Here is a 21,097-nt window from a genome sequence, read left to right on the forward strand (position 1 = left end):
GACGTAATCAATCTCCAAGAACTTTCTGGCCTTTCCTTAAAGAGAGCGGGTGGCCTTTCAAGGGGCCACCCGCTCACCAGATTCTCTACTTACTTCTGGCGGGTGTAAAAAGGTAGTTCAACAATGTCGAAAGGTGCTACCTTACCACGGATATCGACGCTGACTGTAGCTCCCGTTTGAGCGTACTCACTGGCTATAAGAGCCATAGCAATGGGGTATCCCAGGGTCGGTGAGGGAATGCCCGAAGTGATTTCACCGATCACCTGTCCCTGCTCGTCCAAGAGCTGGGACCCGGCCCGCCCGGGGCGCTTGCCCTGGGCCTTCAAACCAACCAGGCTACGGGCGGGAGTCTGCTCTGCGGCCTCGGCCAGGGCAGCCCGACCCAGGAAGTCTGCGCTCTTCTTGGTCAGGGCAATCTCTACCAGCTTGCCCATGCCCGATTCCAAGGGGGTGATGTCCAGGCCCAGCTCGTGGCCGTAGAGGGGCATGCCTGCTTCAAGGCGCAGTGAATCACGGGCGGCCAGGCCAGCGGGCAGAATACCGTGCTTCTGTCCGCGCTCGGAGGCCAGCGCCCACAATTCAGCTGCTCTCTCGTTGGCAACATAGAGCTCAAAACCGTCCTCGCCGGTGTAGCCGGTGCGGGCCAGGAGTACACTCACGCCGTTCAGTTCCAGGGGCACCGCCGCGTAGTAGCCCAGGGAGGTGACCAGCTCGGGATCAGACGGGTCCATATCCAGCACAATGGCCTCGGAGGCAGGGCCCTGGATAGCAACCAGTGAAGTGCTAGTGGTTTCGTCGGTCAGGGTCACGTCAAAGCCCTCGGTGCGAGCGCTCATAGCTTGATAATCAACTGCTACGTTGGCAGCGTTGGGAATGACCAGGAACTCTTCTTGGCCCAGCCGGTAGGTGATCAGGTCATCAATGACCCCGCCTGCCTCATTCAGGAGCAGGGAGTATTTGGCTTTGCCGACCTTGAGGATAGACATATTAGAGAGCAGGGCGTAGTCCAGGAAGGCGGCAGCATCGGGACCGGTGACGCGGAACTCCCCCATGTGGGAGAGGTCAAAGAGGCCAGCTGCGGAGCGGACCGCGCGGTGTTCTTCAACATCGTTGGTGTATTTGAGGGGCATGTCCCAGCCGCCAAAGTCGGTGAAGGAGGCACCCAGGTCGGCGTGGACCTGGTAGAGGGAGGTTTTCTGGGGTGACACGGTGAACCTTTCAGGCAAAAAGAAGGGGTGATGGAGTGCCGCCCCGCCCCCGGTGAGGGCGGTGGCAGCCGGGGCAGACTCTCGGTCGCTAGAAGGACTCAGTGGGCAGGTGCCCCAGGGTCTGGGCGCACGTCTTAAGCGCTCGGAGCTTCTAGGTCGAAGGCTTCCGTGGGCGGGCACTCGCACACGAAGTTACGGTCGCCGCCAGCGCCGTCAATACGGGCTACCGGGCTGAAGTACTTGTTCTGGCGCAGGGCCGGGAGTGGGTAGGCTGCCTGGCTTCGGCTGTAGGGGCGGTTCCACTCATCGGCGGTGACGGCCTCAACGGTGTGCGGGGCCTTACGGAGTACGGAATCTTCGGCGCTCACCGTGCCGTCAATGACCTCCTGAATCTCGGCGTGAATCTGGGTCATGGCATCGATGAAGCGGTCCAGCTCTGCTAGGGATTCTGACTCGGTGGGCTCGACCATGAGGGTACCGGGAACGGGGAAGGCCAGGGTGGGGGCGTGGAAGCCGTAGTCCATGAGGCGCTTGCAGACATCCTCGGCGGTGATGCCGGAGGCGGCGGTCAAATCTCGCAGGTCCAGGATGCATTCGTGGGCCACCAGGCCGGTGTCGCCGCTGTAGAGCACGGGGTAGAGTTGGCCCAGCTTCTTGGCAATGTAGTTGGCCGAAAGGATAGCTACCTCGGAGCAGGCGCGCAAACCATCGGCTCCGGTCATGGCAATGTACATCCAGGAGATAGGTAGCACACCGGCTGAACCGAACATGGCCTGGGAAATGGGCAGGGGTGCCTGGGTTAGCTTGCCCTGCTCATCGGCTTGGTAACCGTTACCGGGCAGGTACTTCTGCAGGTGGGCACCCACCGCAACCGGTCCAACTCCGGGGCCGCCACCACCGTGAGGAATAGCGAAGGTCTTGTGCAGGTTCAGATGCGAGACATCCCCGCCGAATTTACCGGGCTGGGCAAGTCCCATCTGGGCGTTCAGGTTAGCGCCGTCCACATAGACCTGTCCCCCGGCCTGGTGGACCAGCTGGCAGACCTCAACAACCTGCTCCTCGAAGACACCGTGGGTGGAGGGGTAGGTAATCATGATGCCCGCAATGGTATCGCCGTACTTGGCGATCTTGGCTTTGAGGTCCTCTACGTCAATGGAGCCATCGGGTGCGGTGGCAACACCGGCTACGCTCAGACCGGCTAAGGCGGCGGAGGCAGCGTTGGTGCCGTGGGCGCTCATAGGGATCAGGACCACGGTGCGCTGGGTGTCGCCCCTGGCTTCGTGATAGGCGCGGATAGCGCGTAGGCCGGCGTACTCACCCGATGCCCCGGAGTTAGGCTGCAGGGAGATAGCGTCGTAGCCGGTAATCTCAAGGAGCCAGGCGGAGAGTTCCTCAATCAGGGCCTTCCAGCCGGCGGCCTGGTCAGCGGGTACGTTGGGGTGGATTCCGGCAAATTCAGGCCAGGAGATGGGTTCCATCTCGGAGGCCGCGTTGAGCTTCATAGTGCAGGAACCCAGCGGAATCATGGTGCGGTCCAGGGCCAGGTCCTTATCAGCCAAAGAACGCAGGTAACGCATCATGGAGGTCTCTGACCGGTAGAGGTGGAAGACCGGGTGGGTCATGTACTCATCGGTGCGCAAGAGGGTTTCAGGAATCTCGTAGGCATCGCTCTCCCCCAGGGTGCCGCCCAGGGCAGTGACCAGGTCTTGGAGTACCTGCTCGCTGTGGGATTCGCCCACCGAAATGGAGATGCGGTCAGCGGAGAGGCGGCGGATGTTGATTCCGGCTTCCAGGGCTTTATCTACCAGCTGGTCGGCCTGCCCGGGGGCCTCAAAGGCTACGGTGTCAAAGAAAGTCTCGTGGACCGGGCGCAGGCCTACCTGGGCCAGAGCTTCAGCGACCCGTGCCGCCTTATCGTGCAGGCAGGTGGCAATGGCGCGCAGACCTTCGGGGCCGTGATAGACGGCGTAGGCACCTGCGGCAATAGCTAGCAGGGCCTGGGCAGTACAGATGTTGGAGGTGGCCTTTTCGCGGCGGATATGCTGTTCGCGGGTTTGCAGGGCCAGGCGGTAGGCGGGCTTACCGAAGGCATCCTTAGAGACACCGACCAGACGACCGGGCAGGTTGCGTTCCAGACCTTTGGTGACGGCCATGAAAGCGGCATGGGGGCCACCGTACCAGAAAGGCAGACCGAAACGCTGGGAGGAGCCAACAGCGATATCGGCCCCCTGGTGACCGGGTGCAACCAGCAGGGTCTGGGCTAACAGGTCAGCGATGACGGTGACTAGGGCACCACGTTCTTTGGCGGCCTGGATGAGCGGGGCGATATCTCGGACCTGGCCGTCCTGGCCCGGATTAGAGATGATGATGCCGTAGAGGTCGCCCTCGGGCAGGCCCTTTTCAAAGTCGGTAATAACGAAGTCAATGCCCAGGGCTTCGGCGCGGCCGCGTACCACGGCCAGGGTTTGGGGTAGGGCGCGGGAGTCGATGGCGAAGAAGCCGTTTTTGACCTTGCGGTTGGCTCGCTGCATCATGACGGCGGCTTCGGCGACTGCGGTTGCTTCATCGAGCAGGGAGGCGTTGGCGATAGGCAGGCCGGTCAATTCCATGACCGTGTTCTGGAAGTTGAGGAGGGCTTCTAGGCGGCCCTGAGAGATTTCAGGCTGGTAGGGGGTGTAGGAGGTATACCAGCCGGGGTTTTCTAGGATGTTGCGGCGGATGACTGCGGGGGTGATGGCATCGTAGTAGCCTGCTCCAATCATCTGGTGCTTGACCTGGTTAAGGGCAGCGTAGGAGGCAATTTTTTGCTGGGCTTGGTGCTCGCTCAGGGGTGCAGGCAGGTTAAGGTCATCGGCCAGGCGGATGTTGGCGGGGATGACCTCATTGATGAGGTCGCTCAGGGACTCGTAGCCGAGGGCGGAAAGCATGCTTTCCTGGTCAGCGGAACGGGGCCCAAGGTGGCGGTCAAGGAAGGACATGGTAACTCTCCAAGGTAAAAGTTAAACCTGCCTACAGGGTGCCCTGTAGACGGTGTCCTCCCCGCTCTGTTACAACCTGAGAGTTTTGGTTCGCGGCTTTCCTTTCACGCCTGGAAAGCGGGTGCGAATTTTGCCCCTTCGGTGGGGGTTTGACGCCCCTCTCCAGAGTTGCCTTAGCTGAGCGGTACGTGTGCCTGAGAGTTTCCCGGGGAGGGTTTGCTCCTTCGGCGCCGGCCTGGCGGTCCCTCAACCGCCGGGTATCCGGTCTCTCCCGCGCCAGTTATTAGCGACGTTTTAGTTTATCAACCCTTATTGTGCCACACATTACACAGGGGTACCATACTGGGGTACCAGATAGGGGCACAGAACTGGTTTGAAGAGTCTCAACGATTAAGCCAAACACCGCCCCTGCCCGTAGCAGAAGCGGTGTTCACAGTGGATAAAAACTGGAGTTTAGGCTTTTTTATCTGACTTCATCCAGAGTGAGATAGCCAGAGAAACCAGGCAGGCAGCAGAGAGGGCAAGAAGGCCCCAGGAGTAGTGGCCGGTTGATGTGTAGGCGGCCCCCATAATCAGCGGAGGGAAATAACCGCCCAAACCACCAGCGGCAGAAACAAGGCCCGATACAGTACCGGTTTCTTGAGGCTTAACAACCTTACCCAGCCAGCCATAGATGGTGCCGGTGCCAAAGCCCACAAAGATAGCCATCAGCACGTGTAGCAAGGTATTGGCTGCGGTACTGGCAGGTTCAAAGGAGATCAGTACGGCTAGAACAGCCATAGCTAAGAAGGCTATCAAGGTGGTGAGCTTGCCCCCGAACTTATCTGCCGCTACGCCACCGCAGGGCCGGGCAAGCACGGCGCAGACGGCGAAGAGGGCTGCGAAGCTACCACCTGCAACGGCTTCGTAGCCGTAGACGTTTTGCATGTAGGTGGAGAGGAAGTTGGAGAAGGCAACGAAGGCCCCAAAGACTACAGCGTAGATGAAGCAGAGCTGCCAGGTGATGAGTTCCTTGGAGACAGCAAGGATCTTGGGCAGCATTGGTTGAGGGGTGCGGGCCTTCATAACCGGTGAATCACGGATAACCAGCCAGACCACTGCTGCATAGGCCAGGGCTACACAGGCCATAATGACATGGGTTGGGAAATAACCGAAGGCTTTGAGCATGCGAGGGTTGAAAAAGGCCGCGCAGGCTGTACCGACCATACCCATACCGAAGATACCCGTTGCTAGACCCTTGCGGTGGGGTTCAAACCAGGCGGCTGAGAAAGGGATTCCAACAGCAAAGATAGCGCCCCCGATGCCCAGGAAGAAGGCGGTGACCAGCAACAGGGTGAAGTTACCGGTTTGTCCAACTAAACCGGTGATGAAGACCATGGAACCGGTGAGGGTAAGCATGATGGTAAACATGATCCGCCCACCAAATCGGTCGGTGAGGGCACCTACCGGGATGCGGGCAACAGAACCTACGATGACGGGAGTTGCGATCAGCAGGGAGCGCTGGCCTTCGGTCAGGCCATATTCTTGGGTGTAGTACTTGGCTAGGGGGCCAATCATGGTCCAACCCCAGAAGCCGATCATGGAGGCGAGCGCCGCCATAATGACGTACTTGAACTGGCCAGCTAGCTGTGGGTCTTTTGCAGCAAGAGCTCTTGTAGACATAGTGTTTTCCTTAGTATCAGTCTTTGAAGCAGGTGATCTGTCTCAATGGGGCGGGGATTCCCTGCAACCGGCTGGCTGGGGCTGGAATGAATTGCGACGAGCCCCGGGCCAGGGGCAAGAAGGATAGCCGGCTAAGGGGAATCCTCGCGCCTTTCTTTAGTGGTGGTGGTTCTGCCGTTCGACGGCGCGAGCGTCTTTGTTGACAGAGTCTGCGGTTCCTACCGGTGACCAGCCGCGCTGGTAGTTGCGTTTGCCGCGGGAGCGGTAGACGATGTAGGGCCGGAAGATGTAGTGCAGGGGTGCGGTGAAGGCATGGACCAGGCGGGTGAAGGGCCAGAGGCAAAAGAGGATCATGGCGACAACCACGTGGATGTGGAAGGAGGTGGTGGCGCTGGCCATGGCTTCGACGTTGGGTTGGAAGTAGAAGAGGGAGCGGAACCAGACGGAGACGGTTTCGCGGTAGTTGTGGTGACCTTCGATTTCCATGGCGTTGAAGAGGGTGGCAACTGATCCGAGGACGATAGCGCTGGTGAGGGCAACATACATCATTTTGTCGTTCCAGGTGGTGGCCCGGAAGACGGTTGCGCTGGTGCGGCGGCGGTAGATCATGGCGAAGAGGCCAATGAGAGTGGCGACCGCTGCCACTGAGCCAAGGATGAGAGCGTTGAGGTGGTAGAAGTGCTCTGAGATGCCTACGGTATCGGTCCAGGACTTGGGAATAATCAGGCCCACGATGTGACCTACTAGAACCACGAGGATTCCGTAGTGGAACATGGGTGAGGCGATGCGTAGAAGTTTGGACTCGTACATCTGTGATGAGCGGGTGGTCCAGCCGAATTGGTCGGTCTTGTAACGCCAGATGGTGCCGCCGATCACGGTGGCTAGGGTGATGTACGGGAAGATCCCCCAGAGGAAGAAATCAAGGGCGTTCACTGGTGTGCTCCGTTCTGTGTGTGGGGCATAGCGGGGGCGAGACTGGGTGGGGCGGTGTTTTTGTCCGCACCGATCTTCGCTCCGGGGGTTTGCTCGTGGGGCAGAAGAAGAGGTAGCAGGCGGGGGTCACCCGGTGCTAGGGAGAGGCCTACGCTCTCTGCCGGTGGCCCTGCGGTGACGAGTTTTTGTACTTCCTCCTGGGTTTGGGGTGAAACTCCAGGCAGGGTGTGGCAAACAGCTTCAATCAGCCGGTGGTAGGGCAGCTTGTCATCGCGTAGGGCTAGGCGCAGCAGTTCCAGGGAGGGTCTGTAGGCCTGGAGGGCGGCCCGCCCCGCCCTGGCGTTGACCAGGGCGGTGAACTCAAGGACCATGGGCAGGTAGTCGGGTAGTTCCCCGTGCAGGGTGGTGACCATGCCGGAGTCCCGGTACATCTGTTTGAAGCGGGTGAGAGCCTCACCGCGCCGCCGGGTGTCACCTTCGGTCCAATAGGACAGGTGGAAGGCGTGGCGGCGAGAGAGGTCATATTCCTGCACATACTCGGCCTGAATTTCTTCCAGGCTGTGCTCTTGGTACCAGCGGCTGATGGCGGCAACACCTTCTAGAAGGTCGGTATTGCCGGTTTCAGCGGCGAGTTGGCTGAGTTCAGGTAGTAGGGCCTGGGTCTCTTGGCAGGGGTAACGCATGAGCACGGAGGTGACCTGGTAGATCACGGCGTCCTCAGGGGCACCACTGCCCCAGTCCATGTCAAAGGGGTCACCCGATGCCGGTAGTTCGGGTTCCGCCTCAGCCGGGGTCCCTTGGATGAGCTTGGAGAAAAAACCAGCCATACCTAGACCTTCTTGCTGCCGGAGGTATCGGGGAAGAGGGAGTCGGGGCGGGTTTTGCCGTCCCAGAGGAAGATATCGACTTTGCCGTCGGCACGTTGGGCGTTGGCGTAGCTGCCGGCCGATACGGGAACCGGGCGGTCACCGGGGTCGGTGAAGGCGCTGTCGTAGAGCATGCCGGGGCCGCCGTCGGTATCCAGGGAGCAGCCGATTTCTTCCAGGTTGTGGGCATCTTCCAGGTGGGCTGGAGGAATGACGTAGCGTTCCTCGTACTTGGAGATGGCCATGAGGCGGTACATCTCGTACATTTGGGCACCGGTCATGCCCACTGCCTGGGCGATGTCCTCCTTGCCAACCCCACCTAAGGTGATGTCACGCATGTAGGCACGCATAGCGGCCAGCTTCTTGAGCACATTGACCACGATGGTGGTGTCCCCGGCGGTGAAGAGCTCGGCTAAGTATTCCACGGGAATACGCAGGGCATCGATAGCACCAAAGAGGTTGGCCTTGCTCTCGGCATCGTGACCCTGCTCCTGGAGCAGGTCGATGATGGGTGAGAGCGGCGGGACATACCAGACCATGGGCATGGTGCGGTATTCGGGGTGCAGAGGGAGGGCGATCTTCCATTCCTTAGCCAGCTTGTAGACCGGTGACTTCTGGGCAGCTGTTATCCAGGAGTCGGGGATACCCTGTTTGGCGGCCTCGCGGATTACCTCAGGGTCGAAGGGGTCAAGCATGATGTCCAGCTGTGCCTGGTAGAGCTGCTTTTCGTCGGGAACGCTGGCGGCCTCGGTCACCCGGTCAGCGTCGTAGAGGAAAATGCCGATGTAGCGCATGCGGCCCACGCAGGTTTCGGCGCAGACGGTGGGGATACCGTGCTCGATACGGGGGTAGCAGAAGGTACATTTTTCGGCTTTACCGCTCTTATGGTTGAAGTAAATCTTCTTGTAGGGGCAGCCGGTGATGCACTGACGCCAGCCACGACACTGGTTCTGGTCCACCAGCACGATGCCATCCTCCTCGCGCTTGTAGATAGCGCCGGAGGGGCAGGATGCCATGCAGGAAGGGTTGAGGCAGTGCTCGCAAATGCGGGGCAGGTAGAACATGAAGGTGCGTTCGAACTCGAACTTGATCTTCTCTTCTGACTGCTGGCGCACCTTCTCAACCAGGGGGTCCAGGTGGCCGTTTTCGGTCGCGCCGCCCAGGTTATCGTCCCAGTTGGGGCCCCACTCGATGGAAGTGTCCTCACCGGTAATCAGTGACTTGGGGCGGGCGGTGGGGAAATCATCGCCCAGCGGTGCGCTGGTCAGGTTCTCGTAGTCGTAGGTCCAGGGCTCGTAGTAGTCCGAGAGCTCGGGCTGGACCGGTGAAGCAAAGAGGGTAAAAAGCTTCTTGAAGCGGTTACCGCTCTTGAGTTCTAGACGGCCGCGCTTGTTGAGAACCCAGCCACCCTTCCACTTCTCCTGGTCTTCGTAGCGGCGGGGGTAGCCCTGGCCGGGGCGGGTTTCAACGTTGTTGAACCACACGTACTCGGTGCCAGCCCTGTTGGTCCATGCCTGCTTACAGGTCACGGAGCAGGTGTGGCAGCCCAGGCACTTATCGAGCGCCATAATCATTGATACTTGGGCCATAACGCGCATTAGTAGGTTACCTCCTGCTTGCGGCGGCGGATTCTGGAAACAATATCTCGCTGGTTACCGGTAGGTCCCAGGTAATTGAAGGCATAGGACTGGTGGGCGTAGCCACCGATAATGTGGGTGGGTTTAACCATGATGCGGGTGACCGAGTTATGGATACCACCGCGCTTGCCGGTGCGCTCGGCCTTGGGCACGTTGACCAGGCGTTCCTGGGCGTGGTGCACGTAGACAACGCCTTCGGGCATACGGTGGGAAACCACCGCACGGCCCACAAAGACACCGTTGGTGTTCTCGCACTCGATCCAGTCGTGATCTTTCACGCCAATCTTTGCTGCATCCTGAGGGCTCATCCAGGCGTGGGTGCCACCGCGTGAGAGCGTCTGCATGTAGAGGTTGTCGTGGTAGGAGGAGTGGATAGCCCACTTGTTGTGGACGGTGACGTAGCGGACGGCAACGGAGAGGTCGCCGGTCTCGCCCAGCTCGGGCTCGCCAAAGAGGTTGTGCATATCTAGCGGGGGGCGGTAGACCGGGAGCTGCTCCCCCATCTCGCTCATCCAGTCGTGATCCAGGAAGAAGTGCATACGACCGGTCAGGGTGTGGAAGGGCTTGAGCTGCTCAATGTTCAGGGTGAAGGGCGCGTAGCGGCGGCCACCTGTTTCTGAACCTGACCATTCGGGTGAGGTGAAGACGGGAACCGGGCGGTCCTGGGTGTCGCGGAAGCGGATGCGCTTCTCTTCGTTGCCCTCGGCCAGGTGGTGCATCTTTTTGCCTACCCGTTGCTCCAGGGCTTTGAAGCCCTTAAGGGCAACCGGGCCGTTGGAGGTACCCGAGAGCGCCAAGATGGTGTCGGCCAGCTTGACGTCGGTATCTAGGGCGGGAAGACCCGCGCCCTTACCGCTGCCCATCACGCCGTGTTCTTGGGCTAGGGTTGCCAGCTCGTCGTTTACATCGACGGTCACGAACTTGGTGGTGGTTCCCAGTTTGGAGAGCAGGGGCCCCACCGAGGTGTACATGTCATAGAGAGCTGGGTAGTCACGTTCCACCACAGTAAAGACCGGCATATTCTTGCCCGGAATGCCCTGGATCTTCTGGTTCTTCCAGTCCGGGGCGTGACCACCGGGCTGGGCAATCTGGCCGGGGGTATCGTGCTGCAGAGGCACAGAGACCAGGTCCTTACGCACCCCCAGATGCTTCTTAGCCAGCTTGGAAAAGACGTAGGCCAGTTCCTTGAAAATCTGGTGGTCGGTCTTGGTTTCCCAAGGCGGGTTAATTGCCGGTGAGAAAGCGTGAATGTAGGGGTGCATATCGGTCGAGGAAATATCGTGTTTCTCGTACCAGGTAGCGGCAGGGAATACGACATCCGAGGACAGGGTCGAGGAGGTCATGCGGAAGTCGGTGGTGACCAGCAGGTCCAGTTTGCCCACCGGTGCATCGTCCTGCCAACGTACCTCATCGGGGCGGTTCTCGGCGTCCTTGCTGATCTTGGCGTTCTCATTACCCAGCAGGTGGCGCAGGAAGTACTGCTCACCCTTAGCCGATGAACCCAGTAGGTTATTACGCCAGAGCATGAGGGTGCGGGGCCAGTTAGCCGGTGCGTCGGCGTCTTCAACGGAGAACTCCAGATCCCCGGAGTTCAGGCGCTGGGCTACGTAGTCAGCGGGTGACTGGGCGGTACCGGCCTCCGTTGCTTCTGCACCCTTATCAGCCAAATCCAGGGAGTTCTCGGGGAACTGCGGGTAGAAAGGAGTCCAGCCCATGCGCACGGCGCGGGCCAATAGGTCAGCGGTATGCACGCCGGCCAGTTCGCCCTTGGCCAGCGGTGACTGAAGCGAATCAGCAGAGTATCCGTCCTGACGGAACTGGTCGGTGTGCATATACCAGAAGCTGGTGCCAGCCTGGGTACGCGGCGGGCGGTACCAGTCCAGGGCGTTAGCCATGTGTGCCCAGCCGGTAATCGGGCGGGCTTTCTCCTGGCCAACGTAGTGGGCCCAGCCACCACCGTTACGTCCCTCGGCACCGCACATCATCAGCAGGGCCAAGATGGAGCGGTAGGTGGTATCACCGTGGTACCACTGGCAGATACCGGCGCCCATGATAATCATGGTACGACCGCCTGAATCAATGGAGTTCTGGGCGAACTGACGGGCAGTACGAATCACAGCATCGGCGGGTACCGAGGTAATAGCCTCCTGCCAGGCAGGAGTGTACTGGGTCTCTGCGTCCTCGAAGTTCTCTGCCCAGTGACCGGGCAAGCAGGGGCGGCCCACCCCGTACTGGGCCAGCATCAGGTCGAAGACGGTGGTAACTTCGTGGCCCTCAACAATAATGGTGGGAACGCCACGGGTCACGACCTTGCCTCGGCCTGAGGGCTCATCAAAAGCGGGGAGCTTAAGCTCAGCGGCACTGGTCAGGGTAGCTTGGGGCAAATCTAGGATAGAGAGCGCCGGCCTTACCCCCTCTAGGTCAAGGTTCCACTTACCCTCGTCCTGAGCGTTGTAGCGGTAACCCATAGAACCGTTGGGCACCACAACCTCGCCGGTTTCACGGTTGAAGAGGACGGTCTTGAAGGCGGCATCGGCAGCATGACGGTGAGCGGCCAGGTCAGCGGCGGTCAGGAACTTGGAGGGAACCTTGCTACCATCTTCACGGGTTTCTAGGGTCACCAAGAAGGGAAAGTCGGTGTAGGTGCTGGTGTAGTCCTCAAAGAACTCCACCCGCTGGTCCACAAAGTTCTCTTTGAGAATGACGTGGCCCATGGCCATAGCCAGGGCGGCATCGGTGCCGGGCTGGGCGGGGAGCCATTCGTCGGCAAACTTGGTGTTGTCGGCGTAGTCCGGGGAGACAGAGACAACCTTGGTGCCACGGTAGCGAACCTCGGCCATCCAGTGGGCATCGGGGGTGCGGGTCACCGGAATGTTGGAGCCCCACATCATCAGGTAGGTAGCGTCCCACCAGTCGCCGGACTCCCGCACATCAGTCTGGTCACCAAAGACCTGGGGTGATGCTACGGGCAGGTCGGCGTACCAGTCGTAGAAGCTGGTCATCACACCGCCCATGAGCTCGATGTAGCGGGCACCGGAGGCGTGGGACACCATGGACTTAGCCGGAATGGGCGAGAAGCCGATGTTACGGTCAGGGCCGTAGGTCCTAATGGTGTGAATCTGGGCGGCGGCCACCATTTCTAGGGCTTCTGCCCAGCTACCGCGCACCAGGCCGCCCTTACCGCGCGCGCAGGTGTAGGCACGGCGCTTGGCCGGATCCGAGACAATGGAGGCCCAGGCTTCGACGGGATCCCCCAGGCGGGTGCGAGCCTCGCGGTACATTTCCAGGAGTACACCGCGAATGTAGGGGTACTTCACGCGGGTGGGCGAGTAGGTGTACCAGGAGAAAGCCGCGCCACGGGGGCAGCCGCGCGGTTCGTATTCGGGGCGGTCGGGGCCGACTGTGGGATAGTCGGTTGCCTGGGCTTCCCAGGTAATCACACCGTCTTTGACGAAGACCTGCCAGGAGCAGGAGCCGGTGCAGTTGACACCGTGGGTGGAGCGGACTACCTTGTCGTGGCTCCAGCGGTTGCGGTAGAAAACGTCACCGGAGCGGCCACCGGTGAGGAAGGCGGCGCGGCCGTCGTCGGTTTCGTCCCACTTGGTAAAGAACTTGCCGAATTTGATGAGCTTATCGGTCATCGGCCCGTCAGGGCCTGCTGTGTGTGATGCCTGCTGAGTCATGAGTTTTAGTTTACCCAATAACTCGCATAAAAAATACCGAATAAAAATGTGCGCTAATTACCCTCCGCTACCCAGCAGAAAACGGCCTATTGGCCGGGGTCTATCAACAGCTTTGAGAGGGGCGCCGCCACCCTTTTTTATTCCGAGCCCCCAGCACTCAGCCAGGCGTCCAGGCCACCCTCTATGCTGTAGAGGTCACTAAAACCTGCGGCCGTCAGCAGCTTAAGCGCCTTGAGGGAGCGCACTCCGGTGGCACAGTAGAGGGCATAGCGGCCCTGGCGGCTGGGCAAAATAGCATCAATCGTCGGTTGCAGGCTGGTGTCCTGCCCAGCTTGCTCAATAAGAGACAGGGGTAGGTTAAAGCTCCCGGGCACAGCCAGCGCCCTATGCTCGTGGGGTTCGCGCACATCAAGGAGCGGCACATCGGCAAAATAAGGGGAACCGATGATATCTGACCAGGTAACCTCAAGGCCGTACTGGTCAGGCTCGGCACCGTCCGGTTCAGGGAGCTGGTGCGGGCCTGTATTAAGCGCGGAGTTCTGGGCGGCCTCCCCCACCGGCCCGGTGGCAGAAAGAGGCTGGGAGGTCTGAGCACTAGAACCTGAATACGCCCGAGAGGCAAGCAGCGGAATGTATTCCCACCTGCCGGTGAGCCCGCTGTAGTAGCCCACCTGGCCCAGCAGGGGTTGCCCGATACCGGCAAGGAGCTTGACCGTTTCAAGGGCCATAGCTGTGCCCACCACCCCAGCCAGGGCACCTATTACGCCGGCTCTTGCACAGTTAGGCACCGATCCCGGATCAGGTTCTGCCGGGTAGAGGTCCTCATAGCGGGGGCCGCGACCCGCCCAGAAAACACTCATCTGAGCATCAAAGCCCAAAATAGCGCCCCAGACGTGGGGGATGCCCAGGTGGGCCGCCGCACGAGAGGCTGTGTAGCGGGTTGGGAAATTATCGCTACCGTCTACCAGAACATCAACATCAGCCAGCAGATCAGCGGCGTTCTCATCACTTAGCCGCACTTTGAGGGAGTCAACCTGCACCAGAGGGTTGAGTTCACGCAGGGTCTGGGCCGCCGAATCAGCTTTCGAGCTACCCACCCGCGCGTAGGAATGAATAACCTGACGGTGCAGGTTCGACAGCTCAACCGCATCATCATCGAGCACCGTAATACGGCCAATCCCCGCGCCAGCCAAATACAGCAGGGCCGGGGAGCCCAAACCGCCCGCACCAATGACGGCAACATGAGCCCGGCTGAGCTTTTCCTGGCCTGCCTGCCCCAGCTCGGGTAGGATCATCTGCCTCCCGTAGAGGCGGTAGGCAAGGGGCGGGAGTTCGGGTGAGATCATGCGTTTTCCTTCCGGCTACCGGGCGGGGGTGTCTATACCCACCCACTGCACTGATCCGTCGGTTAGTTCCTGTTCTTTCCAGATGGGCACCTGAGCTTTGATGCGGTCAGCGGCCAGGGAACAGGCGGTAAATGCGGTCCCCCGGTGGGCAGCGGCCACCAGCACAGTCAAGGCTGACTGCCCGATAGGGATAGGGCCTACCCGGTGGGCGGCCCAGAGCCGGATCCCCGGGATCTCCTGTGCTACCGCTTCAAGGACATCTGCCAAAAAGTCAGCGGCCTGCGGGTGGGCACTGTAGGACAGGGCACGGACAGCCTGCCCGTGGTCGTGGTCGCGCACTATACCGTCAAAGACCACCAGGGCCCCCATGGCAGCTGTCATGGTGGCCGCCTTGGCCTCTACCAGGAGCGGTTCCAGGGGCTCCTCGGTCACGGCAGTGAACACCACCTGCGATTCGGTAGGTTCTAGCGGTTTGCCTGCATAGGGGTTAGCCGTCGAAGCATCAAGCTGGGCATTCGGAGCGTCTTTAGTGGTCATGATAGTCCTCAAGCTGGCGGCAGATATGGGAGATAAGCGGGGTGAGTACCGTACAGCCGTCGCGCACCCCGCCCTTGGACCCGGGCAGGGTCATGATGAAGCTACGCCCGATCACACCGGCCACCCCGCGCGAGAGCACCGCCGCTGGTGTGTTCTGAAGCCCCTGCGCCCAGAAGGCCTGCATGATGCCGGGTACTTCTTTTTCTAGGTGGGGGCGTACAGCCTCTACGGTCATATCGTCACTGTTCAGGCCGGTGCCACCGCTGGTCAGGATAAAGGTGGGCAGGTTCCCAGCCTTGACCAGCTCATCAAAGTAGGGGCCGAAATCAGCATCGGCCACCACCACGGGGGCAGGGGTTTCAAAGCCCATCTGGCGCAACCAGTCAACGGCCAGGGGGCCGGATTCATCGGTGTAGATACCGCGGGCGGCGCGGGTGGAGGCCACAATCACCAAACCGGTGGAGTCGCTCGGCAGGGTGTAGGCCTTACTCATCATTCTTTGCCCCCTTGTGGGCGGCGGGCGATTGGCCTGCAACCGTCCAGTCACCGGACTTACCGCCGCTCTTCCCAAGCACACGGATACCGCTGATAAGGGCCTGCTTATCGACTGCTTTGACCATGTCATAGAGTGTCAGGGCAGCGCCGCTGACGGCAGTCAGGGCCTCCATCTCAACCCCGGTGACCCCGCGGGTTTTAACCAGTGCCTCAAGACGGATCCGGTCCTCCAACCGTTCAAAGTCCAGGGTGATTTTACCCAGGGGTAGGGGGTGGCAGAGGGGGATAATATCGGAAGTTTTTTTAGCCGCCATAATGCCTGCAACCCGGGCCAAGGGCAGGGCATCGCCCTTGGGTAGGTCGGCACCGTAGATTTTGTCGATAACATCGGGCCGGGTGATCAGGTAGCCCTCGGCAATAGCGGTGCGGGTGGTGCTATCTTTACCGGTGACATCGACCATGTGGGCGGTGCCGTCAGCTCTCAGGTGGGTTAGGTTATTGGTGTGGGTCATAGCGTCCTTGGGTTCTGCCGATGATGACGACAGCAATAAATAGGTATCTATTATACGGTATTGGTTTTTGTTGCTCAGAGCTGGTAGTAGCGCACGGTCTCTCCCCCCTTATAGGTCACGCCGGGTTCCAACTCAATCAGGGCATTAGCTTGAGCCGCGCGGTGGAGCAGGTGCGAACCGGTGGCCGTATCCGGTTCGACCAGAGCCTGCCGTGCTCCGCCCTCGGTCACCAGGTAGCGTAAGCGTGCGCGCAAGAACTGGGTCTTCTGGGCAGGAGCCTGTATGCGCTCTCCCAGCACCAACCGGCCTACTGTGCGTTCGGGTTCCTGGCCTTTGAGCCTGCCCAGGACGGGGCGAATAAGGAGGTGATAAGAAATCAGGGTGCTCACGGGGTTACCGGGTAGGCAGAGCACCGGGACGGTGAGGCCCGCTGTTTCCAGCAGGGCGAGCCCTTGGGGGCCTGCAGGCTGTTGGCTGACATGACCAAACCAGCAGTCGGTGACGCGAACTCCCTCGGGTGAGCGCTCAGCCAGGTGTGTTAAGGCCCGGCGAATGACCTCGTATTTGCCGTGGCTAATCCCGCCGCTGGTTACCACCAGGTCAGGCTTTTGACGGGCCAGCTCCCCCACCAGAAGGTTGATAAAGCTCTCCACGGCATCGGTGGACGATACCCGCTGCACCTGGCATCCGTCCTCCTGGGCAAGGGCCTGCAGCATAGGTCCGTTGGCATCAAAAATACGGCCAGCCTGCAGCCGGGTGCCCCCGTTAGTCAGCTCATCACCACCGGTGACGACTAAGAGCCGGGGCGGGGAGTAAATCTCTACTTTCTCTATGCCCTGGGCTGCTAAAGCTCCTGCGAGCGCCGGAGTCACGGTGCTCCCGGCAGGTGCCAGTAGGTCACCGGCTTTAATGTCCTCGCCGGTACTGCGCACAAACTGCCCCGGTGGGGCGGGGGCAAGTTCCACAAACTCCCCCTGAGTGGCAAAGCCGGCATCATCGCCCGGTCCGCTGAGGGGGCGGCTTTGTTCCACAGGAACCACAGTCTCATAGCCTTGGGGCAGGGGTGCGCCGGTCATGATGGGGTAGGCAATACTGTCGTTGATTTCTAGGTTTTTCGGTGCAGAACCGGCGGCAATGTCCTGCCCCACTCTAAAGGTTCTGTTAGCTTGCCCACCGGCCTGTGCGGTCAGGGCGTAGCCGTCCATCTGGGAGTTGGCGAAGGAGGGCGCGGGGTAAAGGGCCTGCAGATCGCTGGCAAGCTGACGACCTAGGCATTGATCCAGCGGTAGGATTTCGGTGCGCCGGTGCAGCCTGGTGACCAGCAGATCGCTGACCGCCTGGGCGTAGTCGCCCGGAGCGATAGGGGCACGGTCTGGCAGGGAGCTGGGCAGGTGGGTGGTCACGGGCGAAGCCTTCCTTTCAGTCTGCGAAGCCACAGGGCACAGCCTAAGGCGGCCAGAATCATCAGGTAGAGGGCAATGAGCATGAGCGCCCCGCCCAGGGCTTGGGTCATGTCGTTGGAGCTGAGCGCCAGCTCGATAGCTAGGGGGATGGTACGGGTGGAGCCCGCCACGTTACCGGCGAAAGTGACGGTGGCACCGTATTCTCCCAAGGCCCGGGCAAAGCTGAGGACGGCGGCTGTGAGCAGGCCCGGGGCGGCCAGCGGCAGGAGAACCCGGCTGGTGACTTCGGCAGGGCTGGCTCCTTCGAGCCTGGCGATTTCTTCATATTCCACGGGTAGTGCTCTGAGGGTGGTGACGGTGGTGGCGATAAAGAAGGGCAGGGCAACAAAGATTTGGGCCAGCAGGACGGCCAGCGGGGTGTAGCCCACAGATAGACCTGCGGTTTCGAGCCAGCTACCGACCAGCCCCCGTCTGCCCCAGAGGAAGAGTAGCGCCAGGCCCGAGACAACCGGTGAGAAGATAATGGGGGCGTAAATCAGCCCGCAAAGCACCCAGGTCAGGGGTAGGGCGCGGGTTCGTTCAAGAACGGTTGACAGCACCAGCGAAGTAGGAGTTCCCAGGAGGGCGCAGATAACGGTGGCCCCCAGGGCGGTGAGTGTTGAGAGACAGGTGGCTTCAAGTACTCCGGGGTCGTTGAGTAACTGGGGTAACTGCCGCCAGGGGATTCTGGTGAGTAGGGCAAGGAGCGGGCCCAGGATGAGCGCAAGTACTGCAAGGGCTGGTAGAGCCGCATGAGCTGGTACCGAGGTAAAGAGCTTTGCTCGACCTCTTGCGGAGGTGTCCCTGTTTTTGCTCATGGAATCTAGTTTAGGCGGGGTTGAAGCCGTAATGGGCAAGAATGGCGCTAGCCTGTTCTGATTCGGTCAGCCAGCTGGCAAAATCTCTGGCTGTGGGGTTAGCCTGCCCCGCCTCAGTGAGGGCCATGGGGTAGCTATTGGATTCCAGACCGGGCAGTTCAATAATCGTAATGTTTTGGCTGGCGGAGAGCGCCTTAGCATCGGTGGAGTAGATAAAGCCGGCGTCGGCTTGGCCGCTTGAGATTTTGGTGGCAACGGCTGAGACGTTGGCTTCTTGGGTGGATTTTGCCGGTGTGATATCGGTTTGGGCCAGTTCTTGCTGGGCCAGTCGACCGCAGGGTACCTGGGGTGCGCAGAGGGCGGTAATGACACCGGGTGAGGCAAGATCATTGACTGAGCCGACGCTCGCTGGGTTGCCCGGGGCTGTGGCTAGGACGAGTTTATTGCTTGCAATGACCTGCGGACGGGCTTGGGCTAGAGCGTCTATGTTGGCTTGGGCTGTCTTCATGGTGGCGGTGTCTGCCGTGATGAGCAGGTCAGCGGAGGCTCCTTCCACCATCTGGGTCACCAGTTGGGACGAGCCTGCGTAGGTGGCGATAATCTCTACGTCAGGGTGTTCGGTGCGGTAGGCGGTTATGAGTTCTTCACCGGCTTGTCCCAGGGAAGCGGCGGCAAAGACCGTGACGGTGTGATCTGTCGTCTCTATTTGGGCAGAAGATGAGGCGCAGGCTGCCAGAGGCAGGGTCAGGCAGGCCAGGACGCCGATAGTGGTTCTGATACGGGGCATTATGACTCCTGGTGGCCTGGGCAGACTGTTTTCTATAGATTAGTGTAGAGCAGAGTGGTGTTCGAGCTCAGGTTTCGATACCCTAAATATTACATTTTAAATACGAATTAACCTGTGGAAGTGTGGGTATGCCCCAGTCCTCTCAAACCAGTGACGCTATTAGCCTGGGGGCAAGTATCCCGGTGCGAGTCCCCCCAGCAGGTCGTGGCTCCGGCCTACCAGCCAGCGGCCCCCTTGCTGACCGCTGGGGCAGGGTTGCTACCGATTTGCGCATCTCACTCATGGATAAGTGCAATCTGCGCTGTGTCTACTGCATGCCGGCAGAGGGTCTTAACTGGCTCCCTACAGCCAGCCTTCTAACCGCCGATGAAATCTTCCGGCTGGTTGATGTTGGGGTGCGAGATCTGGGTATTGAGGAAGTTCGGTTTACCGGAGGGGAGCCGCTGGTTCGTGCCGATCTGCCGCACATTATCCGCCAGATTCGCTCGGCTTACCCCCACCTGCCTATCGCTCTAACCACCAACGGTATTGGCCTAGACAAGAAAGTAGACGCGCTCCTTAAGGCAGGCCTGAACAGGGTCAATGTTTCTCTGGACACCATCTGCCCCGAAACCTTTGCTCAGCTGACCCGCAGGGATAAGCTAGCCAGCGTGCTAGCCGGTATTGATGCGGCGGCTCAAGCGGGTCTGAGCCCTATCAAAATCAACGCGGTTCTGATGCGCGGCATCAACGACGCGCAGGGCCACCAGCTTCTAGCCTGGGCGCTTGAGGGCGGCTACCAGCTCCGCTTCATTGAGCAGATGCCCCTGGATGCAGACCGCTCCTGGACCAGGGAGGGCACCATCACCGCCCATGAGATCCGTGACAGCTTGGCCGCCCACTACGACATGGTTCCGCATGGTCGACCCAGGGGAGCTTCCCCCGCCCAGCTCTGGGAGGTTTTCCCGCTGGGGAGCACCGGGCAATTGCCGGAGCTGTGGCCGCAGGCCTTGGGTCAGGTCGGTATTATCGCGTCAGTGACCGAGCCCTTCTGCTCGGCCTGCACACGCACCCGGATTACCGCTGACGGTAAAGTGCGCTCCTGCCTATTCTCGCTGACCGAAACCGATCTTATGGGCGCCCTGCGTGGCGGTGCAAGTGACCGGGAACTAGCCAATATCTGGCGGGGTGCCATGTGGACCAAGCCCAGGGCGCACGGTAAAGACCAGGCAGGTTTCGAGGCCCCCGACTTTACCCAGCCCGATCGTTCCATGAGTGCCATTGGAGGCTGACCATGCAGATTAACTTTTTTGCCGCGGCCCGAGCGGCAGCTGGTGTTCCCTCGCTGACCCTAGAGAGCACTGAGCTAACAGAAACCACCTTAGAAGCCCTCACGGCTTACCTGCTAACCCGGTACCCGGGAGCTACTCCCTCGGGTCAGACCCTAGCCGATATTCTGCCCCAGTGCACTTTCCTGATTGATGGGGTGGCTACCTCCGCAAAGGGCAGCCTTCGGGGCGCAAGCAGGGTCGATGTTCTACCTCCTTTTGCTGGCGGGTAAAAGAAACATGGAACAGCCCCTTTCTTTTTCAGCCCTGATTCTGGCCGGTGGGCGTTCGAGTCGGTTGGGTGGAGCCCCTAAGGCCCTGCTCACGGACGGCCATCAGACCCTGCTAGAGAACGTCCTCTCAGCCTGCCAGGGAGCCAGCTACCGTGTGGTGGTTGGCCCAGATTCTCTGCCTCTACCCCGCCAAGTGCTGATTACCCGTGAAAGCCCTGCTTTTAGCGGGCCCGCCGCTGGAATCACAGCAGGTACCCGCGAACTGGTTAAGCATCTAGCACCCGAAGCTCAGCACCAGCACTGGGTTCTTCTACTTTCCTGCGACCTGCCTCGGGCGCACAAGGCCGTGCCTGTGCTCTTGGCCGCCGCGGCTCATGCCCCCCTGCAGGTACAGGGCTTCTGGGCGCTAGCAGAGGGCATCACTCAGCCGCTGCTGGGTATCTACCGTCTCGATTCGCTCACCGCCGCCTTTAACCGGGACACGGCTCATGCCTCAGTACGCCGTTTCCTGGTACAGCTCGCACCGCAAGAAATCCCCCTGGAGGCAGCCTGGGCAGCCGATATTGATACTTGGGAGGCGGCCCGTGCCGCAGGCTACAGCTACCCAGCCCCATAAGAACCTCATAAGCCCACACATCCCTTAGTCCGCCACT

General features: G+C 60.5%; 17 protein-coding genes and 1 riboswitch. Of the genes, 3 read left to right on the forward strand and 14 right to left on the reverse strand.

The genetic code is table 11. From position 1 onward, the window contains the following. Positions 1–89: 89 nt before the first annotated feature. From gcvT to modA, 14 genes are all read right to left on the reverse strand, one after another. Entirely contained in the window at positions 90–1,208 is a 1,119-nt protein-coding gene (gene gcvT, locus ACN085_RS04830; RefSeq protein WP_419104854.1) for a glycine cleavage system aminomethyltransferase GcvT, read from the reverse strand. 134 nt (positions 1,209–1,342) lie between these two features. After that, the gene (gene gcvP / locus ACN085_RS04835; protein WP_419110781.1) at positions 1,343–4,186 is read right to left on the reverse strand and encodes an aminomethyl-transferring glycine dehydrogenase; all 2,844 of its coding nucleotides are present in this window, start codon (positions 4,184–4,186) and stop codon (positions 1,343–1,345) included. Between the two features lie 172 nt (positions 4,187–4,358). Beyond that, positions 4,359–4,470, reverse strand: a riboswitch (glycine riboswitch). 169 nt (positions 4,471–4,639) lie between these two features. Beyond that, entirely contained in the window at positions 4,640–5,848 is a 1,209-nt protein-coding gene (locus ACN085_RS04840; protein ID WP_419099281.1) for an MFS transporter, read from the reverse strand. 156 nt (positions 5,849–6,004) lie between these two features. Next, positions 6,005–6,781 carry a respiratory nitrate reductase subunit gamma gene (gene narI / locus ACN085_RS04845; RefSeq protein ID WP_419099280.1) on the reverse strand — a complete coding sequence of 259 codons (777 nt, stop codon included), beginning with the start codon at positions 6,779–6,781 and terminating at the stop codon, positions 6,005–6,007. Beyond that, positions 6,778–7,608: a nitrate reductase molybdenum cofactor assembly chaperone gene (narJ, locus tag ACN085_RS04850; protein ID WP_419099279.1), complete on the reverse strand. Its 831-nt coding sequence runs from the start codon at positions 7,606–7,608 to the stop codon at positions 6,778–6,780. Before narJ ends, narI begins: the two co-directional genes overlap by 4 nt. A gap of 2 nt (positions 7,609–7,610) precedes the next feature. Next, on the reverse strand, positions 7,611–9,245 hold the full coding sequence (gene narH, locus ACN085_RS04855) for a nitrate reductase subunit beta (protein WP_419110782.1): 1,635 nt from the start codon (positions 9,243–9,245) through the stop codon (positions 7,611–7,613). After that, positions 9,245–12,967, reverse strand: coding sequence for a nitrate reductase subunit alpha (locus tag ACN085_RS04860; protein ID WP_419110783.1), 3,723 nt, complete (start codon positions 12,965–12,967; stop codon positions 9,245–9,247). Before ACN085_RS04860 ends, narH begins: the two co-directional genes overlap by 1 nt. Positions 12,968–13,104: 137 nt before the next feature. Next, entirely contained in the window at positions 13,105–14,313 is a 1,209-nt protein-coding gene (locus tag ACN085_RS04865; RefSeq protein ID WP_419110784.1) for a ThiF family adenylyltransferase, read from the reverse strand. 15 nt (positions 14,314–14,328) lie between these two features. Further along, positions 14,329–14,850, reverse strand: a complete 522-nt coding sequence (locus ACN085_RS04870) for a molybdenum cofactor biosynthesis protein MoaE (RefSeq protein WP_419110785.1) — start codon at positions 14,848–14,850, stop codon at positions 14,329–14,331. Then, a complete protein-coding gene (locus ACN085_RS04875) occupies positions 14,840–15,346 on the reverse strand; it encodes a MogA/MoaB family molybdenum cofactor biosynthesis protein (protein ID WP_419099274.1) in 507 nt (168 codons plus the stop codon). The genes ACN085_RS04870 and ACN085_RS04875 overlap by 11 nt, the downstream gene beginning before the upstream one ends. Next, entirely contained in the window at positions 15,336–15,857 is a 522-nt protein-coding gene (gene moaC, locus ACN085_RS04880; RefSeq protein WP_419099273.1) for a cyclic pyranopterin monophosphate synthase MoaC, read from the reverse strand. Before moaC ends, ACN085_RS04875 begins: the two co-directional genes overlap by 11 nt. Positions 15,858–15,931: 74 nt before the next feature. Continuing rightward, positions 15,932–17,260: a molybdopterin molybdotransferase MoeA gene (locus tag ACN085_RS04885; protein ID WP_419110786.1), complete on the reverse strand. Its 1,329-nt coding sequence runs from the start codon at positions 17,258–17,260 to the stop codon at positions 15,932–15,934. Continuing rightward, the gene (locus tag ACN085_RS04890; protein WP_419110788.1) at positions 17,257–18,117 is read right to left on the reverse strand and encodes an ABC transporter permease; all 861 of its coding nucleotides are present in this window, start codon (positions 18,115–18,117) and stop codon (positions 17,257–17,259) included. Before ACN085_RS04890 ends, ACN085_RS04885 begins: the two co-directional genes overlap by 4 nt. A gap of 10 nt (positions 18,118–18,127) precedes the next feature. Further along, positions 18,128–18,904: a molybdate ABC transporter substrate-binding protein gene (gene modA / locus ACN085_RS04895; protein ID WP_419110789.1), complete on the reverse strand. Its 777-nt coding sequence runs from the start codon at positions 18,902–18,904 to the stop codon at positions 18,128–18,130. Positions 18,905–19,032: 128 nt separating this feature from the next. Here modA and moaA point away from each other — a divergent pair, with 128 nt between their 5' ends. Genes moaA through mobA form a run of 3 tightly spaced genes read left to right on the forward strand, consistent with a single transcriptional unit; the run spans position 19,033 to position 21,060 of the window. After that, a complete protein-coding gene (moaA, locus tag ACN085_RS04900) occupies positions 19,033–20,175 on the forward strand; it encodes a GTP 3',8-cyclase MoaA (RefSeq protein WP_419110790.1) in 1,143 nt (380 codons plus the stop codon). Between the two features lie 2 nt (positions 20,176–20,177). After that, positions 20,178–20,444 (forward strand): MoaD/ThiS family protein, encoded by a 267-nt coding sequence (locus tag ACN085_RS04905; RefSeq protein ID WP_419099268.1) that lies wholly within the window; start codon positions 20,178–20,180, stop codon positions 20,442–20,444. 7 nt (positions 20,445–20,451) lie between these two features. Further along, positions 20,452–21,060 (forward strand): molybdenum cofactor guanylyltransferase, encoded by a 609-nt coding sequence (gene mobA, locus ACN085_RS04910; protein ID WP_419110791.1) that lies wholly within the window; start codon positions 20,452–20,454, stop codon positions 21,058–21,060. Positions 21,061–21,097: the final 37 nt, after the last annotated feature.

Origin of the sequence: Rothia sp. P4278 (assembly GCF_048512945.1) — a bacterium.
Classification (GTDB): Bacteria; Actinomycetota; Actinomycetes; order Actinomycetales; family Micrococcaceae; genus Rothia.